Here is a 22103-nt window from a genome sequence, read left to right on the forward strand (position 1 = left end):
TGATTAATTTAATGTTGAAGTGAATAAAATGAAGATAGTTCAAACGCCTGTTAGGTTTTACCCGTTTATAGGCGGTGTGGAAAATTATGTATATTATTTATCAAAGGAACTGGTTAAATTAGGTCATGATATCACTGTTATTTGTGCAAACGAACCTGTTTCAAAAAAACAAGAATCTGTTGGGGGCATCGAAATAAAAAGGCTTTCTTATTTTGGTAAAATTGCAAATACGAATATAACGCCCCAATTGCCCTTTGCACTGTCAAAAGAAGAATTTGATGTTATTCATACCCATGTACCTACTCCGTGGAGTGCTGATTGGAGTAATGTAATCTCTAAATTTAAAAAAAAGCCTTTAGTTGTTACTTATCATAATGATATAATTGGGAATGGTATTGCAAATTATATTGCTGGATTTTATAATTCCACTGCTTTAAAATCGTTGCTGGGCAAAGCAGATAAAATAATAATTACTCAACCTAATTACATGTATTCATCTCCTTATCTAGGAAATTATAGGGATAAGATTGAAGTTATACCCAATGGAGTTGATGTGGATAAATTCAAACCTATCAATATAAAGAAAGAAGAAAACAGCATATTTTTCCTGAGCCTTTTAGACGAATTTCACAAATATAAGGGTCTGGACTATTTATTAAATGCATTAAAAATAGTAAAACTTGAAATAGAAGACGTAAAATTAATAGTTGGTGGAAAAGGTAAGTTACTGGATTATTACCGCAACATGGTAAATGAAATGGGCTTAGGGGACAATGTTGAATTCCATGGTTTTATTCCAGATGAAAAAATTGCAGAATATTACAGTAAATGCTGTGTTTTTATACTGCCTTCAATCTCATCAAAACAGGAAGGCTTTGGTATCGTTGCCCTTGAGGCGCTTGCATGTGAAACTCCAGTGATAAGCACAGAAATTGTTGGTGTAGCAGATGATGTCAAAGAAAGTAATTCTGGGATTATCGTACCTCCTAAAGATGTAGATAAACTAGCAGATGCAATACTTAAAATATTATCTAATAAAGAGTCCTCCTTCAAAATGGGAATTAATGGAAGAAAACTTGTAGAAGAAAAGTATACATGGGCAGGTATTGCTAAAATGGCTGAAAAAGTTTATAGGGAGTTAATATGAAGATCTGTCTTATATCTAACTTGTATCCTCCGTGTATATTGGGCGGAGCAGAGGTAGTAGTAGAAAAGGTTGCTGAGAATCTGGCAATAAAAGGTCATGAAGTGGTAGTCATTACCACCAGTTATGATGAAGAAACTGTGGAAACTGTAAATAGTGTTAAGGTCTACAGGGTAAATCCATTAAACGTTTATAAAGTGTGTGACCACCCTAAAAAACATTCTTTTATGAAACCAATATGGCATACAATTGATTTATGGAATATTCAGGCTTATAAAATATTGAAATCGATTTTAGAACGTGAAAACCCCGATATTGTACATATCCATAATTTTAAAGGATTTTCTTTATCAGCGTTTCAAGTGGTTAAAAAATTAAATTTACCTCTAGTTTTCACAGCGCATGACTATTCATTGATATGTATGAGAGCAAATCTTTTAAATAGCTCTGGAAACATTTGTGATACTCCCTCCGCGTTATGTAGTGTATATAACAAAATTCAAAAAAATCTGGTGGATAATAAGCCGGATGTGGTCATTGCACCTTCAAAATTTGTAATTAATAAGTTAAAATCAGAGGGCTTATTTGAAAATATTGAAACTGTTAAAGTTCCATTGGGAATTGGAATAGAGGATAAAAAAGAAGATAAGGACTATGTTACCATTGATATTTTATATGTCGGTGCTTTAAGTGAACATAAAGGAGTTCATATATTAATAAATGCTTTTAAAAATTTAAAATATGAAAATATAACTCTCCATATTGTAGGAAAAGGCAATGATGAATATAAATTTAAGCAAATTGCAAAGGGAGATAAAAGGATCGTTTTCCATGGTTTTAAAACTGGCAGCGACCTTATAAATTTTTATAAAAATGCGAATATTAATGTTGTTCCGTCAATATGGTATGATAACTCTCCAATGGTGATTTATGAAAGTTTAATGTGTGGAACACCTGTAATAGGAAGTAGAATAGGTGGGATACCTGAATTAATTGAAAATGGATATAATGGATTTCTTTTTGAGGCAGGAAATGCAGGTGAACTTGAGAAGATACTGGAATCTGTTATCGAGAATCCCTCTAAATTAAAAGAATTGGAAAATGGAGCTTTGAAATCTGTACAAAAATACTCGATGGAAAACCATATAAATAAACTCATAGAAATATATGAATCCTTAATTTTAGCTAACTAAATATATCTAATCTTATGGTGTGTTTTAACTGAAGGTGTTAAATCATATAGTTATGTCTTTATAATAAGGAGAAATCGAATGCTTGGTGAAATTAAAAACATAAGTTCTAAAAGATGGTTAATAATTGTAATATCAACCCTTTTTTTGATAGATATAATAATATTAACAAGTATTAGTTTCTTAAGAGAAGCATTACCCTTCTTATTTTTTACAATTGTCCCTGGAATCTTAGTTATTCAGATATTCAGGTTAAATAAACTGAATTTTCTTAAAAGATCTGTTTTAGCAGTTGGAATGAGTGTTTCTTTATTGATATTTACAGGGTTATTTTTAAATTGTATGTATCCAATTTTACCAGAACCTTTATCATTAGAACATGTTCTTATTTCGCTCAATTTTCTGGTAATAATACTGGCACTTCTCTCTTATTACAGAAATAAGGAAGATTTTCAATTATTTAATTTAAATATTGATTTTAAGGATAAACTGGTTTCTCCATTTATTTTTGCAGTTGTATTTCCATTTATGGCCATATTCGGTACTTATTTAATGAATATTTCTAATAATAATAATATCATTTTAATTGCAATGCTGCTTTTGATCCCTGTTTATATTGTTGTACTTATTTATCTCAGGGATAGAGTAGATAACAGCGTGTATCCTTTCGCGCTTTTTATGGTTAGCCTTAGTTTGCTTTTAATGAGGGGCCTAACTTCAAGCCATATAACTGGAAGAGATGTCCATATTGAGTTCTATGTTTTTCAACTTGCCCTTAAAAATTATTACTGGAATCTGCTAGCTTATAACAACCCTTATAATGCCTGTTTAAGTATTACAATACTTCCAGTCATTTATAAAGTTCTATCAAACATAAACAGCGAATATATCTTTAAATTGTTTTTTGGAATTATAGGCTCATTTATTCCTCTTTCACTTTACATAATATTTCAAAAGTATCTTGATAACAAATATGCCTTTTGTGCATCCCTTCTTTTTGTATTTCAAACTTATTTTATTCTAATTTTAGATACTGTAAGGCAAGAAATTGCATTTTTATTCTTTTTCCTGGCAGTATGGGCATTTTTTGGCTCTGATTTCAATAAATCAATTAAAAAAGCATTTTTTATATTATTCATTATTTCAGCAATGGTTTCACATTACACCACTGCATATATAGCTCTGGTTTTAATATTCCCAATATTACTTTTACCGTTTTTAAAGAGCTTGTTTGAAGTTTTAAAAGATAGAATTAAATCTAAAAAAGATGCAGCAAATCAAAGATTTGTATCCTTCCAGAATTTTGATGTAATTATCATTATTCTGATTTTAACTGCTATATGGTACATTTTTGCTGCCAAAGTTCAGTTTGAAGCAGGAAGCGCGGTTATAGGAAGTACAGTAAGTAGTTTGCAGTTAAATGCGGGTGGTTCTTCCATTCGAAATAGCGCTGTTTTAAGTATTTTAGGTATAGGAATTCAGTCTTTACCTAATTTTATAAGTGTAATTGTAAATAACCTAATTTTTGTCATGATTGGTGTAGGTTTAATATTTATAATTAAAAATTACAGTGAATTTAAAAAGAAATTTGGAAACGGCTATCTATTAGGAGCTATAATTTCGGTCCTGCTCTTAGTATTGTTTGTTATTTTACCATATGTTTCAAATGCATATGGCCCTCAAAGGTTATTCTTACAATTAGCCGTATTTTTAGCGCCTATTTTTATTATAGGTTGCATTAAATTTGCTAAACTTATTAAAAAACCAAAATATGGTATAGTTATAATTTTAGTACTTTTAATATCACTTTTCACTTGTGGCACCTACCTGCAGTACCATTTTTATGGTATTCCCTATTCACCATTTTATGAACATAATGGAGAGCTCAGGGATGAATATTATGTCTATGATCAGGAAGTAGTTGCAGCGTCCTGGCTAAATCAGTATAGGGTGACAGATCTAGGGATACAAGCTGATGCGACAGGATACATGAGATTAATGCTTGGATTTGGAGGAACCCCTATTTTAAATAAAAAAGCAGGTGGATATGTTTATCTTAATTATGTTAATATCAATAAGCATATTATCTATTTATCCTCTACTAATCCTAGAAATATCAGTGATTTCGCATTTTTAGCAGGAAAAAGTAAAATTTATGATAATGGAGGGGCAGAAATTTGGAAATAAATAACAATTTAAAGGATATAAAGATTCTTTTTATCCATAATACTGTAATGTGGTATAGAAAACCATTTTTCAAAAAATTGAGTGAAATTTATAATATTAAATTTATTTTCACCCACATGCAGGCCTCCAAAGAGATATATAATGTTGAAATACCTGATGAAATTGAAGGCATGAACGATGTAAATTACACTGTCCTTAAAAATCATTTTAATATAGCTTTTGGTGCAATAAAGGAATCGTTTGGAGATTATGATATATTAGTGGGAGGAAGCTGGGATACGCTTTCTGAATTATTTGAAACTACCTTTTATTTTATGGTTGCAAAACTTAGAAGAAAAAAATTTGTAATATGGAGAGAAGACTGGGCATGGGGAGTTGAATCATTTAAAAAATCCATGATAACTCCTTTAATTAAATTAATTATTAGAAATTCTGATGCTGTCATTGTGCCAGGCACTAAACACATGGAATATTTTATTTCACTTGGATCTTCTCCATCGAAAACATTTTTGATGCCTAATGTTAGTAATATGGAATGTAAAAGTGATTATTTAGAAAAAAAGGAATTTTTAAAAGAAAAACTAAAATTAAAAAATAAAAAAGTAGTTTTATATGTAGGTAGGCTGGTTAAAAGAAAAGGAGTTGAATATTTAATTAAATCATTTAAAAAGCTCCATAAACAAAGAAAAGATATTGTTCTAGTAATAGTGGGGGATGGTAATTGCAGGTCTCAACTTGAATCTATTTCCCTGGGTATTGATGATATCTATTTCACAGGTCAAATAGGAAATGAAGATTTGCCTGCTTATTATGCACTTTGTGATGTGTGTGTGGTGCCGTCTATAACTTATGAAATGGGGGATCCATGGGTTTTCATTTTAAATGAAGCAATGTACTTCGGAAAACCTGTAATTGCAACAGATGCAGTAGGGGCTGCGTTTGATATGATAAAAAATGGGGAAAATGGATTTATAGTACCTGAAAGAGATGTAGAATCTTTATATAAAACTATTGCTGGTGTTTTATCTGATCCAGATTTAAAAGAAAAAATGGGATATAAATCAAAACAGATAATCGAAGAAAGATTTAGATATTGGAATATGGTTAAAGGCTTTCAAAATGCTGTAAATTATGTGATAAATAAATAAATTGATTCTTTTAATTAAAAGCATTTAAGATTTCTGTAAAAAATTGTAATTAATGTTAACTATGTTAAAGATAAGATCTAAAATTTAGAACAGTGAGGACAAAAATGAACATATTAATAACTTTTCCGGGAGATTTAACTAGACCACAGGGAGGAGGCGCTAATAGGAGCTATAATCTAGCAAAACAGCTTCAAAATGCAGGGCATAATATAACTGTTTTACAGCCGCAGGATAATAAAGAAAATACTGGCGAATTTGAAATCTTTAACTACACTGGAAACATATTAGGGAGAGATCTCTCGGTTTTCGCTGATTTAAATCCATTTTTTATCTTTAAAATTATTAAGTTACTTTTAAAAAAAGATACAGACCTCGTCCATGTTGAATTACCGTGGGGTGCAACTGCTGTAAATATAATAAATAAACTATTTGGAAAAAAAGCGAAGGTTGTTTACAGTTCCCATAATTATGAGGCGGGAATGCAAAAAGATCTTAGGGATTATCACAGGAATTTAAAGGAATCTGGTTTTTTTAAAGTGATGATATTTAATTTGATATATCCTTATACAAAGTTAATTGAAAGGTGCGCAGTTAAGTTATCAGATATTGTAGTCTGCGTGAGTAATTCAGACAAAGAATCCATGGTTAGTAATTATAAATCAAGCAAGGATAAAATTAAAGTAATCCATAATGGGACTGATTTTACTAAAATTTTGAAATCCTCTAGAAATAAAGAGATTTTTGGGCTGGATAAAAATAAAATATCAATTGTTTTCCATGGATCCTATGAACATCTCCCTAACTATGAAGCAATTAATTTAATAAAGGATAAAATTTATCCTGAATTTAGAAAACAATTGGATAAAGTTGAATTTGTTATTGCAGGTGTTGGTGTTCCTGTATCCTCTAAAAATGAAGGACTAAAACTCATTGGTTTTGTAGAAGATATATATTCTCTCCTTAAAAGTTCGGATATAGCTATAGTTCCTATTTTACATGGTGCAGGGACTAAATTGAAGATACTTGATTATATGGGCGTAGGTTTACCTATTGTAAGCACAGATAAAGGTATGGAAGGTATAAATGCCGTTAACTATGAGCATGCAGTCATTGTTGAGGATATAAATACTCATTTTATTGAAGCTATAAATTATTTAATAGAAAATAAAGAAGAAAGAAAAAGAATAGGTAGTAATGGTAAACAAATGGCAGAAAAAGAGTATGGTTGGGACAGTATTGGACAAAAACTGAACGATCTGTATGATAAAATAGTTTAGGCATTTACAACTTTATATTTATAGTGAGGTAATTAAATGAAAAAAGGTAAAGCAATGGTTTTTCTAGAACCTGGTCAAGCAGCTAGAACAAAATTAACGGTTTCAGTAGAAAAAAATATCAGATCTTTTGAAGTCAAACTGTTTATTTTGCCTTTTTTAAATAAAATCAAAAAGAATTATGATATTGACATATTTTTACAGGATTCAGGAACATTTAAAATATTAAGTGATATTGGGTTTAGTTGTAATTTGATGGGTAAAGATCTTTTGAATCCAGACCAGAAGGAACTTTCAAAAAAAAAGAGTGTTTATATCGCGCAAAATTGGTATAAATTGGATAAAAATGAAGAATTAAGTTTCAATGGTGTTAATATAGGTGAAGCTACAGAAACTGAGACTATAGATATAGTAAGGACTCTTTTTGAAAAAGTGCAGGTTTTTGAGTCTATAATTTCTAAAGAAGAAGTAGATAAAATATTTTTTGAAAATCCATACTCTCCTGATGGAAAGGCTTTGGGGATAATATGTGAAGGTTTAGGGCTGAAATCTGATTCTATATATTCATTTTATGGTAAAACTAAGAGAAAAGTCATGGATAGAGTTAAATATGGAGGATATAGCAGAAATAACATAGAAACAATTAATTTTTATTCTGTTGATAATTTAAATGAAAATTCTCCCAATATTTTATTTGACACGCCTTATGCTAACCATCTGGATATTGTATTTCCTGTAATGGAACTCCTTTTGAAAAAGGGTTATAATGTCTATTTACTGGCTAAAGATGAAGATATAAATAGGTATAAATCTAAACATTCATTTTCAAAAATTAAACTTCCAAAAATAAAGTGTAATAAATTAAATGGAACGTTAAAACAATATATTTCACGAGTAGAAAGTTCAAAAATCTTTGATTACAATGGAATAAATTTATGGCCTTTATTAAGAGATGATCTTTATCTTTCAAACAAAAATAAATTAAATGTACTGGGGCACCTGAAAAATTTTAAAGACATTCTTAATGATATAAAGCCTGATTTAATAGTTGTAGGGGATGATCGAGGACCTTCTTCTGTAAGAGCTGATTTACTCTATGCTAAACATGAGTGTGTTCCTATAGTTGAAATTCAACATGGCGTATATAGAATTGACAAAGCTATGGCAGCTCCCATCTCAAATAAAATATTTGTATGGGGTGAATCAACAAAACCCGCCCTCCTTGAAGCCGGTGCATCTGGTGACCAGATGGAAGTTACAGGATCTCCCAAATATGATCCACTGATACATAAGTTAAAAAATCATTTAAAACCTGTAGATAACGATAATATTAAAACCCTGCTGTTTGCAACTCAACCTCTGCCTGGTAATTTGAACTCCAGGATAATAAATGAAATTGCTTTAATGTTAGAAAAAACAGATAATATAAGGTTAATTGTTAAACCCCATCCTAGTGAGAATACTGATTATTATAAATCAATTACAAAACAGTTTTCACAAAAAATCAGCGTTAAAGACAGCGCTGATAATATAATTGATTTGCTGCTGGATGCAGATATTCTTATAAATCTATTCTCTACTGTTGGCCTGGAAGCCGCTATTTTAGGAAAACCAATGGTTTGTGTGAATTTATATAACCAAAAAATAGTTTACATTGAAAGTGGAGTTGCACTAGAGGTTAAAAACTTAAAAGATCTTAAATCAAAAATTAATGATAGCTTATACAATGATAAAATACGAGATGAACTTGCAGAGAATCGTAAGAGATTTGTTTATAATTATGCATATCTTCAAGACGGAAAAGCATCAGAGCGAATCTGTGATGCTATAATCAAAATGATTGAAGATTAAAACTCAAATAAAGATTTTTTAGGAAGTTACAGATCATTAATATAAATAAAATTCAGATTTAAAAATAATGAATATACATATTGGAATAATAGAATCTTATTCACGGTGAGCTTTTGAAAGAATACAAACTTTTTGTACAGAGAATTGGTTTAGTGGGCGTAACAAATATATTTATAAGTTTAAGCACACTTATCCTGCTACCTATTTTGGCCAAAAATTTAACGATTCAAAATTTAGGTATATGGAACCTGTTCAATACTTATCTCTCTTTTATACCTTTATTTATAAATTTAGGCCTGCCTTATACAATGGTCAGATATTTACCGGTTAAAACAGAAAAAGAAGATATAAAAGAAGGATTTTACTCAATTATATTCATGACCTTATTTGTAGGTTTAATTGCATTGGGAATACTCCTATTATTTTCAAATCAGATTGCATTGGTTCTCTTTGATGGCAACACCAGTGTTTCTATATTGCTGGCGGTAGGTACTGTGATAAGTGTTATGAGTGTTTCTTTCTTTACCTTTTTTAGAACATTCCAACAAATGAAAGTATATTCAATACTTCAGCTGGCACAGACTTATCTTGGAGTTGCCATGGTAGCATTCTTTGTATATTCAGGATATCAAGCTACAGGGGCAGTGCTTGGATATGTTATTTCACAGTTTATCGTATTTTTAATTGTAATGGCATTTGTAATCCATGAAATTGGATTTAAATTCCCTAAATTTGAAAATTTAAGGGAATACATATCGTTTGGGTTACCTACTGTTCCAGGTAATTTTTCAAGCTGGCTTGTGGATTTAAGTGATCGTACTATAATAGGCATTTTCCTGGGGACTGCATTTGTTGGTTACTATTCTCCAGGTTACACTTTAGGTAACATAATAATGATGTTTTCAGCCCCATTTACTCTTCTTTTACCTTCTTTACTATCCTCTTATTATGATAATAATAAGATAGATGAAGTAAGAAAACATATGGACTATTCTATTAAATATTTCCTGTTGATAGCAATACCTGCTGTTTTTGGTTTATCTATTTTATCAAAACCATTGCTTAATGTATTAGCTACACAGGCAATAGCTCAAAATGGTTATGTAATAACTCCATTCGTTGCTTTGGGCGCACTTATTTACGGTGTTCAAGGAATAATTACTCAAATTTTGTTACTGGAAAAGAAAACAAAGGTTATAGGCTCCAGGTGGATAGCGGCAGGTGTTCTTAATGTTGTTTTAAATATAATACTGGTGCCGTTTTTCGGTATAATAGCAGCAGGAATTACGACATTGATCGCTTACGTATTCGTTTGTTTAATCACATCTTTTTATTCACTGAAATTCATTAAACTGAACTTTGACTTTATATTTATATTAAAAAGCATATCTGCATCTGTATTGATGTCATTTGTCCTTCTGTTTATAAATCCAGTATCTTTTATTGGGATAGTGGTTACTGTTGGGGTATGTTCAGTGGTTTATCTGCTGGTCATCCTTCTGTTAAAAGGTATTTCCCCTGATGAACTTGACTTTTTCAAAAAAATGGTAAAAAATTAAATTTAGATTAGTTCGCTTAAAAATAAGTAATTTAAAAGAATGCTCATGTCCAGATCATGTGCATAATTTTAGGGCATGTTAAATTGTATTGCTCAATTTAAGTTGAGTTTGTTTAAAAAATTCCAATTTATTTGGTAGTAACGTTTGTATAATATTCCAGCATGAGCGTAAATAAAGTATAGAAGTAACGTTTGCACAATATTCCAGACTTGAGTAAAGAAATGTTATTATGTTCTGTAAATAGTTAGTCCGTGAATTTGATCTTGTCAAATTTCAATATTTCATCTTCTTTAATGTCCTCTAAAGCTTTACCTCCAATTAAATGGCCCATCATCCATGGGGGAATACCAGTACCTGGTCTTTTCCATGTTATGTCCTTTTTTTCAATTATTTTGCCCTTTGGAATGGATTTTTTAGCAACTAAACTTCTTCGGGCGTATTTACGTGAGTTTTCTTCACTTTCTAAATAATTTTTATTAAACTGCCCTAATATTTCCCTATTAAGTTCAATTTTTTCTACAAAACTTTTTAGATCATTATAATCCATGGCATGGTAATGATCATTTCCAGGCAGTTTTTTATTCCAGGTATAATGTTTCTCAAGGACCATAGCGCCTAAATGCCATGCGGTAGTTAAAACATCATTTGTGTATTCTGGTAAAGTATGGTCTGAATAACCAATAACAAAATCCGAGAAAATTTCCTTCATATGGTTAATCATTCCAAGATTAGCGTCTTTATAATCAGTAGGGTAGTTTAGAACACAGTGAAGTAAAACTATCTGACTATTTCCTTTATTTTTGATCCATTCTACAGCCCTCCATATTTCAGATATGGTTGAAGCCCCAGTAGATAAGAGTATAGGTTTACCCTTTAGAGCAATATATTCTAAAAATGGCTTATTTGTAATATCTGCTGAAGCTATTTTATAGGAAGGCATCAATGGTTCTAAAAAATCTGTACTTTCAATATCAAAGGGTGTAGCTAAAAAATCAACGTCATATTCTTTACAGTAGTCTGCTAATTCTTCAAATTCAGATTTCCAGAATGTATCGTGTTTTTTAAATAGTTCATACTGGGATTTTGTTTTTTCCTTTTCTGTATCCCAGTATGCAGGAGAATATTTAGAAGCCAGTGTTTCTGCTTTGTAAGCCTGGAACTTAACAGCATCTCCTCCTGCATTTGCAACTTCTTCAATCATTTGTTTTGCTTTATCTAGATCACCTTCATGGTTAACTCCAACTTCGGAGATAATATAAGGCTTTTTAAAGATATCAGTAGGGTTAATTTTGATTTTTTTCATGTTTCCACTTCCAGTAATTTGAAGAAATCTCATCGATAATTTTAGTCAGTCCATTTTTTATTACTGCAGATGACTTGAGCTGCTTATGGTACATTTTCCCTCTTAAATTGGCATCGTATGAAATGGCCTTTATAGAATTTAGTATATCTTCATCAGTAACGGTACATGATATTCCTAAGTATTTAATTCCTTTATTATAACGTGCAAATAAATGAAGTGTTTCTCTATCATTTTGTGCAATACTTATGGTGGGGATACCCATGGATGTCAGTTCATAGATAGTTCTGCCGTTGGATGTTACTGCAATATCAGCTTTTTTCATTAATTCAGGCATATTATCAACTTGTTGATGGATTTCAATACGTGAATCTATTTGATATAGATCGATATTATGTTTGTAGCCCCCTCCTAAAATAACGATTATTTTCTCTAAAGGAGTTTGATTAAATATTTCAGAACTTAAATTTAATAACTTTGAAGTCATATTGCATTGATCTACACCGCCGAAAGTTGTAAGCAATGTTTTTGGAACCTTTTTAAATTTAATAGGTTCATTTAAAAGGAATTTTTCGTTTAAACATTCATATTCGTATCCAAATCTATGGTTTGGATTAGGATTGGTTTTTTCATATAATGCATTAAATACCAAGTGGGCGTTATCTGATCCATCTCCTAAATCCTCAAAATTAACTACAAAAAATCCAGAGTCCTTTAACTTATTAATGTAATCAAACTTGGTATCTAAAATATCATTAATTATTATATTTGGATTTATATCAGCTAATAAGTTAAATAGTGAATCTTTTTTGGTATTTATAACATTATATCCTCTTTCTTTAATTAAATTAATTGATGTTTTACCACTATCTGTCATTATAAATAGTATATCATGGCCTAAAAGTCCATCGGCAAGTGTTAAAGTCCTGTAAACATGGCCCATCCCTATATCATTATTTCCATTAACAATAAATGTAATTTTCAAACGTTTTATGGCAGTCTCTGCAATTAAAAAATCCATTTCTGTATCAATGTCCAGCCCTTCTGTTTCTTCTAAAATAAAGATATCAATATTTTTACCAAATCTTGAATTTTTTTTGACAAATTCTCTTCTGGTTATTAGAAAAGCTCCTGCCTCTTTATATTTTTTAGGAAGCCACTGTCTGTTTAGTCTAGTTTCGTAATCTGGAGATAACTTATCGTTATCTTTTTTCCAGTAAAGGTGTGTAGCATCAACTACAGGCAGGAGAGTATCTATGTTTTCATCCATAAACTTTTCAATAGCTTTATCTAAAGATACTGGTGACATTAATGGTGAAGTTGGTTGAAGTGTTATTACAATGTCATATTCCTTTTTATTGTTAAGTTCTGTATATTCTAAAGCATCATATATTACTGGATCTAAAGTGGTAATATCATCTGCTAACGATTCAGGGCGTTTTCTTAAATGAACATGTAAACTGGATGCATAATTTAAAATTTCGTCACTATCTGAAGTAACGACTATGTCATCGATGAACTTACTTTCAAGAGCATTTTTAATTTGATAATAAATCAGTGGTTTTCTATTGAGTATCCTTAAATTTTTTCTTTTAATGCCTTTACTTCCGCCCCTTGCGGGTATTATTCCTAGTATCTTCATATAATCACCAAATGTGAATTAGATGTAACTCATAATCAGTATGCATAATGTTTTGTACAATCACCTGACGTAAACTGATACTAAGTTTATCAATGAAAGATTTATAATTACCTATTTAAACTAAAATTTATAATTTTTTGGCATAATTATTTAAACTAAGAGCAAATAATAGAGATATTAAAAAATAGAGGATAAATAAAGGAATTATTAAAAAAATAACACATAATTATTACATATATTCTGAAATTAATATTAAAAAACTATGAGTAGGTAATATGGGCATTAAAAGAATAGGTTTATTACATGGTGCAATTTTAAATGGGGGAGATTATTTAATATGTAAGAGGGGCACTAAACTATTAAATAAATATTTGGGTTCTAAATTTGAATTGGTACATATTAAAAGATGGAAACCATTTAAAGGTAATTTTGATGCCTTGATAATTTTGGGCGGCCCTATTATTTCCAGGAATATGCATGTGCACTCCATGAGGATTAAAGAATATCTTGATGATAAAAAAATACCGGTTGTAGCTTTAGGTATTGGTGTATCTGGTGAACCTTATGGGGACATCGACGAATATTTCACTGATGAATCATTGAATTTTTGGAGAGATATATATGAAAGTTCTAATTTGATTTCAGTCAGGGATGAACAGACTTATTCGTTGTTAAAACACTTGGGTATTGATGCTAGGCTAACTGGTTGTCCTGCATTATTTGATTTAGATAATATAGGGTTTAATAATGAATTTAATATTAAAAAAGGAGAAAAGTTAAAAGTCTCTTTGACCATTCCCAACATTAAAATGGATATACATTCATTTACTGATATTTTATTTACCTTTAAAGATTTTTTATTGATCCTGTTTTTCATTTCTTACGTGAAAATGGTCTTTAAATTTAACAAAATTGACAATGAAAGCTACTTAGTTTTGCAACATGGATTTAATTCAATGATTAATCTAATCTGTGCATACAGTAATTTATTTGGAATTAAAAGGGTAGATGCTTCAAAGAGAAGTTTAGATGAGATAAAAGAGATTAAATTTTCAGATATCCATATTGGAACTCGTCTTCACTGTAATATTCATTTTTTATCTAATGGAAAACCTTCTTATCTTTTTAATGTAGATAACAGGACAAGTGCCTTCCTGAAAACTATTAATAATGACTTTAATATTAATTTTTCTTTTTCAGGAATCATTGAATTGGTAAAGTTGGTCTCAAAAGAATTAAAAGATGTCACATTAGTTAAAAATAGGGTTATTAAATCTGATAAAACAATTACTAATTATTTTAAGGAAATGAGTATGTTTTTACTGGATGTAGAAAAATTCATGGATTCAACATATGGTGAAGTACAGGCCATTCCTGAGGAGGACAGTATCATTAAAACCTCCACCTCTGCATCACAAAAAATTACAGAAAAACCTTGATTCAATGATTATTTTCAGGGCTTCTTGAAGTTTTGAAAGAATTTCATTATCCTCATTTTTAAGCACCCCACCATCAGCTAATTATAATAATGGATTGAATTAATATTTCTCGTAAACTGCCACAGTTCCAAATGTTTTGACTATATGATAACCATCAAGATCAGGTTTGGGCGCGCTTAGCGAATCAATGTAATAATAAGCATCTTTTTTCTGGAGCCGTTTCGAAAATTCTTCTGAATTACTGTAAAGTCTTGTATATGCGCCATTCACCTGTTTTTTGAGATACCAGCTGACTGCAGGAGGATAGTCTGAATAAATTATTTTGTTTTTGTAATCGGGATCATGTTCTTTAATCCAGTTGCTCGCATCTCCTATATCAACGGTAAACGTTTTTTTAGGCGTATGTCCTATATAAGTAACTGCAGCAGACGATAAAAATATCAATGCGATTATTGAGTAAATACCCCATGATTTTAAATTTTTATTTTTAATTTTAGGGTTTATTTTATTAATAAATTCACTTAAACCTAAAATAATGAAATATACAAGTGCAGGGGCCATTGTAATAAAATATCTATCCACTTTCATTCCTAAAATACTTTGAAATATTAAATAAGCTCCAAACCATGAAAAAAACATTAAATCCATATCCAGATTTTTGGTTTTTTGGTTCCTCAAAAGCATATACAAAATACAACATATTCCAAAGAGAATTACCTCATTTATAACATAGGATACATTATTAAAAGCAGCGGCAAATCCAATAACCAGAACAATCAGCACTATAATTTCTATTAATTTATTTCTGCTTATCTTTAATTTATTTGAGTTAAGTTTAGAGCTTAAAATAGAGTTTATATATAATATAATCCCAATAGAAGCAATTAATATAGTTATATATGACAATATGGATGGAACGCCCATGGAAGGATTTAATATTTGTTGATAAGTGCCCTGGATGGGGCCTACTGAGATATAATTCGGTATGTTTTGGAGATAATACCATACGCTGGGGTTATATGCAACGTCCCCTACTCCTGTAGTTGAAGAGGTAGTAATATTCATTAACAGGTTATAAAAAGTTTTTATAGCCCCTAAATGTATTAAATAATATATAAACGCAGCAAGCAGTACTGCAATCTCTAACGAAATACCTAAAATAACTTTTTTAATTTTTTGTATTTTTCGTATATTGATGATGGAATAAAGTACTATTGGGAGAACTATGAGGCCCGCAGTGTACCTTGTAAGGAATGCTAACATGATAATGGGTATGACAAAGTATAAAAATTTTGAATCCTTTTTAACACCTAAAACAGTTAAATAAATTGCCCATATTGAAAAAGAAACTCCGGGAATATCTATGCCGCCTGCAGCAACCCACGACAGTACAACTGGAAACGATATAAATATTATGCTGCCAGTAAAGCTTTGAATTTCATTAAACCGCATGTTTAATAATAAATATAGTCCAATTACTCCAATTACAAGCAGTATACTATCTAAAATAAAAATAGCATTGATGGAAACATATCCTGTTTTAAAAAAAAGAGATGTTAAAAGGGGTACAACTGGTGGAAGGTAGAGTGCACTGCCTTTTCCTATACCTGCAAAGTAGAGTGCATTATTTAAATAGTTAAAAACATCCCAGTAGGGAACACCAATTTTCGTTTGAACGTATAAAATATATGAAGTTATTCCTACCGTAATTATGGTTAATATAAAGAGAGGGTTGCGGTATATTTTATTTAAATTTGTAAAAGCAGGTTTATGTTTGTTTTTTGCACTGTCCAATTCATCACCTTGAGTTAAAAGTCCCTGAAAATCTTAGAAGTATAGAATGATTTAACATATCAAATTTAAATGTGCATGATTTATATGTTAGTCATGTTTCTAAGTTTTAATATTTAATTTTTAACAGTAAGCAATAAATATTTTTTTGTATAATCTAAAAATCTGGTTTATATCTTAATTTAACATACGCGGCTTTAAAATATGTATATATTAATTAGTTAGATATTAATACAAAAAGGATAAATAAACAATAAATTTTAGTTTTTAAAGCAAGTTAACAGTCCATGGACTAATTTGGTATGTTTAACACTTCCATATGAAAGTGCCGTAAAGTGGATTAAAGCCTGTTTTCTTTTTTTAGATAGTAGTTCAACTGGTCTTTTATAATGTGGTTTAGTTTATACTCAATTTTAGCGCCTGTTTTTTGAATTTTTTTGGTATTTGCAAATAAAATTGGTACTTCTGCTGGTCTAAATCTTTCAGGGTTGAATTCTACTGCTATTTTTCCTTTATCTGTGTGGGCGTAAATTCCTTTATCAAGAATTGTATATTCCAGTTCTCCCTCCAGCATCATCCTATCTACTGCTGTTTTTTCAAAACCAATTCCAAAAATCTTGGAATGGTCCATATCAACAGGTTCTTTAACCATTTTTTCCCCATTAAAGGTTTCAATTTTATCAATATTCCATCCTGCTTCTTTTAGACCTAATAATATGTAGCTTAATACTGAATTTGTTCGCATTGAACCCTGATTATATACTTCACCGCTTTTACCCTTCTCAGCAAGAAGTACGTAGCCTTTAACTATGTCCCTAACATGTGACCAATCCCTAAAAGCGTTCACATTACCTATATTAATTTTACTAATTTCTCCAAATTTTAATTTCATAATCTGATTAGTTATAACCGATGTAACGAACATGGGCCCTCTTCCAGCACCCTCATGGTTAAAAGCACGAGAAACAACATTATCCATGCCATAAGAATGATAATAATTCCTCATTAAAAAATCACCATAAACCTTAGAAACAGCATAAGGAGACATAGGACGTAAAGGATTAGACTCTTTAATAGGAACTTCGGGAATATTTTCTACTTCAGGAAATATGGATTGATGTTTTTTTTGCGCCTGCTCATGGTGATTACTGGATGATATGACCAGCCCATATTCCTCGCTGGAACCTGCAAAAACAATCTTTGCATCAATATCTTTTATCCTTACTGCGTCTAATAAATTCGCAGTTCCTATGCAATTTATTTGCTGTGTTTCCAGTGAATTCTCAAAAGACCTCGGAACAAAAGATTGAGCAGCTAAATGAAAAATAAAATCAGGATCTGACGCGTCAAGCGCATTAGCAAGCGAAGTAATATCAGTCAAATCACCACCAATCAACTTCACATCATTTTCAATTCCCTTATCCTCTAAACTTTTAGTTTTTACCCCATCAGCCCTCTTTCTAACTAATCCAAAGACAATAGCTTCCTTTTCTAACAAGCTTTCTCCTAAATAAGGCCCTACAAATCCGCCTATTCCAGTTATTAAAACATTTTTACCTTTCCAGTTCATTCAAGCCCCTCATAACTAAATTTCACCTTAAATTAAGTAATTTCTGTATTGTATTGCTTGTTTTGGCTTTTATTGTGTGTAGCATGTCTTATATTTCATGGAATGTGGGATTTGGTCATTTAGATTTTTCATTTCAGTAGCCATGCAAATGGGAGTATTGATGTATGTTCATTTTTCACATGCATTCCTGGGGAATTCTTAGTATTAAGTATGTATTTATTATTAATTAATGTTACTAATTACTTACTAATATACAAATTTAGTATGCCAATTCCAAATATAATTCCCTCATTTTATTTCCAACAGTCCTCCAGCTTGTTTTTTTGTTAAAATACCTGCATTTTTCCTTAAGATGTTCCTGTTTTTCAGTACTTCTCAGGAGGCCGCATATTTTTTCCAGTAAATCCTGCTTATTTTCGCTTTTAAATAGTTCTATACAACTGTATTCTCTTTTTATTTCTTTAAAATAATTCAGGTCAGAAGTTATGGTTGGGATTTGGTAGCTTAAGGCTATATTAAGAGCTGCAGAAGCGATAATCCATCGGTAAGGATATATAAAAATATCCGTGGCGCCTGCAACAACTGGGAGCTGTTTTCTATCAACAAAACCAAGAAATTTCACCCTGTCCTGTAACCTTGCATTAAATATTTGCTCTTCTAAAAGGTGCTGGTACTTAATTTGTTCTTTAGTTCTGGGGGCGCCTGCTATAACAAGGATATGGTTTTTATCAAGCTCAGGTAAAATATCAACAATGAGGTCATGTCCTTTATTTAAACCTATAAATCCAAAAATAGTCAATATTTTCTTGTCTGCTGCCCCTAACATATTTTTACATAACTTTTTATCCAGTAATTTACTTTGGAGGGTACCCAGCGGAATTAAAAATAACTTACCCTTTTTTACTCCACAATTTTCCATAGAATTGATTAGATTACTGTTATGGGCAATTAATTTGTCAGAAAAGTTTAGAAATTTAATAATGATTTTATCTATCATTGAATTTGAGTCTATTTCATGTACAGTGGTAATTATTTTATTTTTTCGCCAGAATTTCAGCAGAGATATAACCATTGGAAAATAACTGAGTGAAACATCAGGTATAAAAGGGCCAAATAAATCGCTGTGGTACTGGATATGTGTAATTTGATTCTTTGGGATATTTTTTAATAATTTAAAGAAGTAAAAAGGATTTTTAGGCCCAGATTTTTTAACTGGACAGATGTTGATTTGAATATCATCATATTTTTTTAATTCATCAACAAGTAGTCTGGTGGTATCAGCTATTCCACATTCTGTGTTCCAGCTGGTAATGAAATTAATAGTAATCATTTTTCCATCTGGTGATTATTTAATAAAAATGCCGTTTTTTATTCCTTTTAAAAAGTAATTACTGTGTTTCAGGCTTCTTTTATATATACCGTATAAGGTATACTTACAGGTTAGATTCCAGAAATAGAATCCAAAAAAAAGGAGCAGAAAAGAAATATACTCGGTTCTATTTGCATATTTTCGCATGAACCAGAACTTATTCCGGGTATAATAATATAATTTAGTGGGGTCATCTGTTGATGCTGAAACCTTATGCCATATTTTAGCTTTTGGAACGTACACGGACCTGTATCCTGCTTTATTTCCTCTTGTGCATAAATCTGCTTCTTCCCAGTAAGCAAAATATTTTGTATCGAATAAACCTATTTTCTCTAAAACTTCTCTTTTTACAAGCAAGCAGGAACCTTCACCATATTCTACAGTCTTTATTTCATCATACTGGCCATTATCAACTTCATTTACACCAATGGAGTGAGACTGTCCTTTAAACATGTTTAAGGATCCGCCGGCGAAATTTATGACATTTCGCTTGTTATTAAAATCATAGTAGTATGTTTTGGGGCTTGCAAACCCTATTTTATGGCTGCTTTCAGAAACTTTAACCAGTTCTCTTAAAAAATCACTGTCAACTACTGTATCATTGTTTAAGAGGAGAATGTAGTCTGAATCTAAATTAGTTAATCCATATCTTATTCCAATGTTGCTTCCCTCTGCAAATCCATAATTTTTGTCATTTTTAATCAGCACAACCTCTGCAGAATTAAATTTTATTTTTTCAGATTGTTCTTTTGTATATTCTGCAGTTTTAATCGGTTTATTTTTTAAAGAATATTTAAAAAAAGCAGATTTAACTTCAATTCCGCCTTTACAGTATCGCATTATTTTTTCCAGGGAATTATCTGAAGATGCATTGTCAACAACAATTATACTGTAATTGAAATAGGTAGTTTGGCGTAATGATTCAAGACATTCTATAGTATCTTCAGAACCATTCCAGTTTAAAATTACCACTGCAATTTTGGGGTTCATAATATCATATCATGATTTTTTTTGACTGGAAAACATTCCTTTAAATGTTCTGGAGGTAAAAATGATACTCCATAGTTAGTATGTACTTTATAACATAAATAATTTTTATATCAATATAATATAAAATCAACATTGATTCTATGGTATTATTTCTTCAAAAGAGCCCTATTTGGACTTTTTAAAGTTTTTATTATATAATTAGTAAATATTATTCCATATAATCGGGTTATAAAGATAGATAATCTACAATGAATTTAAATTGTTAGTTTTCTTGATTGAGGCTTTAAAAATGATAAATTTAAACTTTAAATTTGCAATTTATGATGTATATTTATCTATGGCTCGGTTTAAATGGTTTAATAATCTGATTCCGGCATGTTCTATGGTCCAGAAATTTTGAACATTAGTTATGGCATTTTTTGACATTTCACGACTTTTATCTGTGTCCCTTAGAAGTTCAAGAATGGCCTGTGCAAATAAATTTTCATCTCTATCTATGAGCAATCCTGTTTCATTGTGTACCACTGTTTCCCTAACACCTCCTTCTTTAACAGCAACAACAGGAGTTCCACAGCTCATGGATTCAATCGGAATTAACCCAAATGGTTCAAGATAAGGAGTATAAATAACCATTTTTGCTTTATTATATAATTTTATCAGTTCATGGTCATTTATTAAATCTAGAATAGTTAATTTTACTCTTAATTTATTTGCAAGTTGTTCTATGTAATTTTTCCATTCCAGCGATGAGAAATTAGAAACTATGATGAACTCTGGACGTATTTGCTCATTTATTAAAGATAAAGATCGTATTGTAAAATCATATCCTTTGATAGGTGTACATGAACCCACAGACAGCACGAAATCTTCAGAAGATAGTTGCAGCGGTTTAAATTTATATGTATCAATTCCAAGGTAAGAAACAAAAGAATTTAATCCGTATGTTTTTAAAAGAGATTCTCTTGAAAAATAGGAGTTTGCTAGGATATATTTAGCATGCCTGGCATTTATGCTGTCAATTTTAAATGTATTGTTTAAATCCCGATATTTAATTTTTTTTCGAATAAAATTGGGACTTTTTATATCATTTGAGACTTCTTCAAGGATTTTATCATTGCGTAAAGGCTGCTGGCAGTAGTAAACAGCAGGTATTTTGATATATTTAAGAAGGAAGGGGGACATTGTAAATCGATCCTGTTCACTTAAAACCACATCATAATTTCCGCCATTAATATACGTAGCAATACTTTTTTCAGTTGATTCAAGCTCTTTCAGTGATACCAGGTCACTACTGGGAGTTTCTGGGTTGAGCTTGGAATAAATTAATGATCTTAAAAAACCAGTTTTTACAGGAAACACCTTAAAATTATTCACCAGTTCTGCAAGAGATAAAAAGCTTTCATTTGCAGTTTCAGGAACAAAAACATCAACTTCATGTCCTGAAGAGACCAGATATTTAATATGATCATACAATGCTCTTTTGGCCCCTCCTGAAGGTAAATTATGAAAAACAGCAATTTTTAATGTTTCTTTCATATTACTCCTCTATGTACAGTAGGTTTTAATCAGGCATGTAAATTCTTTACTTCTGATAATTTTGAAACAATTTAATTATTACATATGATTTAAGCCTTAAATTTTATTTAAAC

General features: G+C 30.6%; 15 protein-coding genes. 8 read left to right on the forward strand and 7 right to left on the reverse strand.

What is annotated here, in order from left to right; translation table 11 throughout:
• Nucleotides 1-28: 28 nt before the first annotated feature.
• From ASJ80_RS03135 to ASJ80_RS03165, 7 genes are all read left to right on the forward strand, one after another.
• Nucleotides 29-1147 carry a glycosyltransferase family 4 protein gene (locus tag ASJ80_RS03135; RefSeq protein ID WP_069582586.1) on the forward strand — a complete coding sequence of 373 codons (1119 nt, stop codon included), beginning with the start codon at nucleotides 29-31 and terminating at the stop codon, nucleotides 1145-1147.
• Nucleotides 1144-2337, forward strand: a complete 1194-nt coding sequence (locus tag ASJ80_RS03140) for a glycosyltransferase family 4 protein (protein WP_069582584.1) — start codon at nucleotides 1144-1146, stop codon at nucleotides 2335-2337. The genes ASJ80_RS03135 and ASJ80_RS03140 overlap by 4 nt, the downstream gene beginning before the upstream one ends.
• A 78-nt stretch (nucleotides 2338-2415) precedes the next feature.
• On the forward strand, nucleotides 2416-4521 hold the full coding sequence (locus tag ASJ80_RS03145) for a DUF2206 domain-containing protein (protein WP_069582582.1): 2106 nt from the start codon (nucleotides 2416-2418) through the stop codon (nucleotides 4519-4521).
• Complete coding sequence (locus tag ASJ80_RS03150) at nucleotides 4512-5669, forward strand: glycosyltransferase family 4 protein (RefSeq protein WP_069582580.1); 1158 nt, start codon at nucleotides 4512-4514, stop codon at nucleotides 5667-5669. Before ASJ80_RS03145 ends, ASJ80_RS03150 begins: the two co-directional genes overlap by 10 nt.
• Nucleotides 5670-5773: 104 nt before the next feature.
• A complete protein-coding gene (locus ASJ80_RS03155) occupies nucleotides 5774-6946 on the forward strand; it encodes a glycosyltransferase family 4 protein (protein WP_069582578.1) in 1173 nt (390 codons plus the stop codon).
• A 36-nt stretch (nucleotides 6947-6982) separates the two neighbouring features.
• Entirely contained in the window at nucleotides 6983-8794 is a 1812-nt protein-coding gene (locus ASJ80_RS03160) for a CDP-glycerol glycerophosphotransferase family protein (RefSeq protein ID WP_069582576.1), read from the forward strand.
• Between the two features lie 113 nt (nucleotides 8795-8907).
• A complete protein-coding gene (locus tag ASJ80_RS03165; RefSeq protein WP_069582574.1) occupies nucleotides 8908-10353 on the forward strand; it encodes an oligosaccharide flippase family protein in 1446 nt (481 codons plus the stop codon).
• A gap of 244 nt (nucleotides 10354-10597) precedes the next feature.
• On the opposite strand, the gene ASJ80_RS03170 is transcribed toward ASJ80_RS03165, so the two are convergent.
• On the reverse strand, nucleotides 10598-11656 hold the full coding sequence (locus tag ASJ80_RS03170) for an N-acetylneuraminate synthase family protein (protein WP_069582572.1): 1059 nt from the start codon (nucleotides 11654-11656) through the stop codon (nucleotides 10598-10600).
• Nucleotides 11637-13295, reverse strand: a complete 1659-nt coding sequence (locus ASJ80_RS03175) for a cytidylyltransferase domain-containing protein (RefSeq protein WP_069582570.1) — start codon at nucleotides 13293-13295, stop codon at nucleotides 11637-11639. The genes ASJ80_RS03170 and ASJ80_RS03175 overlap by 20 nt, the downstream gene beginning before the upstream one ends.
• Before the next feature lie 275 nt (nucleotides 13296-13570).
• Between ASJ80_RS03175 and ASJ80_RS03180 the strand changes: the two genes are divergently transcribed.
• Nucleotides 13571-14734, forward strand: coding sequence for a polysaccharide pyruvyl transferase family protein (locus ASJ80_RS03180; RefSeq protein WP_069582568.1), 1164 nt, complete (start codon nucleotides 13571-13573; stop codon nucleotides 14732-14734).
• Between the two features lie 99 nt (nucleotides 14735-14833).
• Here the strand turns inward: ASJ80_RS03180 and ASJ80_RS03185 are convergent, their stop codons facing one another.
• The 5 genes from ASJ80_RS03185 to ASJ80_RS03205 form a co-directional block, all read right to left on the reverse strand.
• Nucleotides 14834-16528 (reverse strand): glycosyltransferase family 39 protein, encoded by a 1695-nt coding sequence (locus ASJ80_RS03185; RefSeq protein ID WP_245837437.1) that lies wholly within the window; start codon nucleotides 16526-16528, stop codon nucleotides 14834-14836.
• A 337-nt stretch (nucleotides 16529-16865) separates the two neighbouring features.
• Nucleotides 16866-18095 carry a GDP-mannose 4,6-dehydratase gene (locus tag ASJ80_RS03190; RefSeq protein WP_069582566.1) on the reverse strand — a complete coding sequence of 410 codons (1230 nt, stop codon included), beginning with the start codon at nucleotides 18093-18095 and terminating at the stop codon, nucleotides 16866-16868.
• 259 nt (nucleotides 18096-18354) lie between these two features.
• Nucleotides 18355-19425: a glycosyltransferase gene (locus ASJ80_RS03195; protein ID WP_069582564.1), complete on the reverse strand. Its 1071-nt coding sequence runs from the start codon at nucleotides 19423-19425 to the stop codon at nucleotides 18355-18357.
• Between the two features lie 15 nt (nucleotides 19426-19440).
• On the reverse strand, nucleotides 19441-20454 hold the full coding sequence (locus ASJ80_RS03200; protein WP_069582562.1) for a glycosyltransferase family 2 protein: 1014 nt from the start codon (nucleotides 20452-20454) through the stop codon (nucleotides 19441-19443).
• Between the two features lie 318 nt (nucleotides 20455-20772).
• Nucleotides 20773-21990, reverse strand: a complete 1218-nt coding sequence (locus ASJ80_RS03205) for a glycosyltransferase family 4 protein (protein ID WP_069582560.1) — start codon at nucleotides 21988-21990, stop codon at nucleotides 20773-20775.
• Nucleotides 21991-22103: the final 113 nt, after the last annotated feature.

It is taken from the genome of Methanobacterium bryantii (assembly GCF_002287175.1).
Taxonomy (GTDB): domain Archaea; phylum Methanobacteriota; class Methanobacteria; order Methanobacteriales; family Methanobacteriaceae; genus Methanobacterium_D; species Methanobacterium_D bryantii.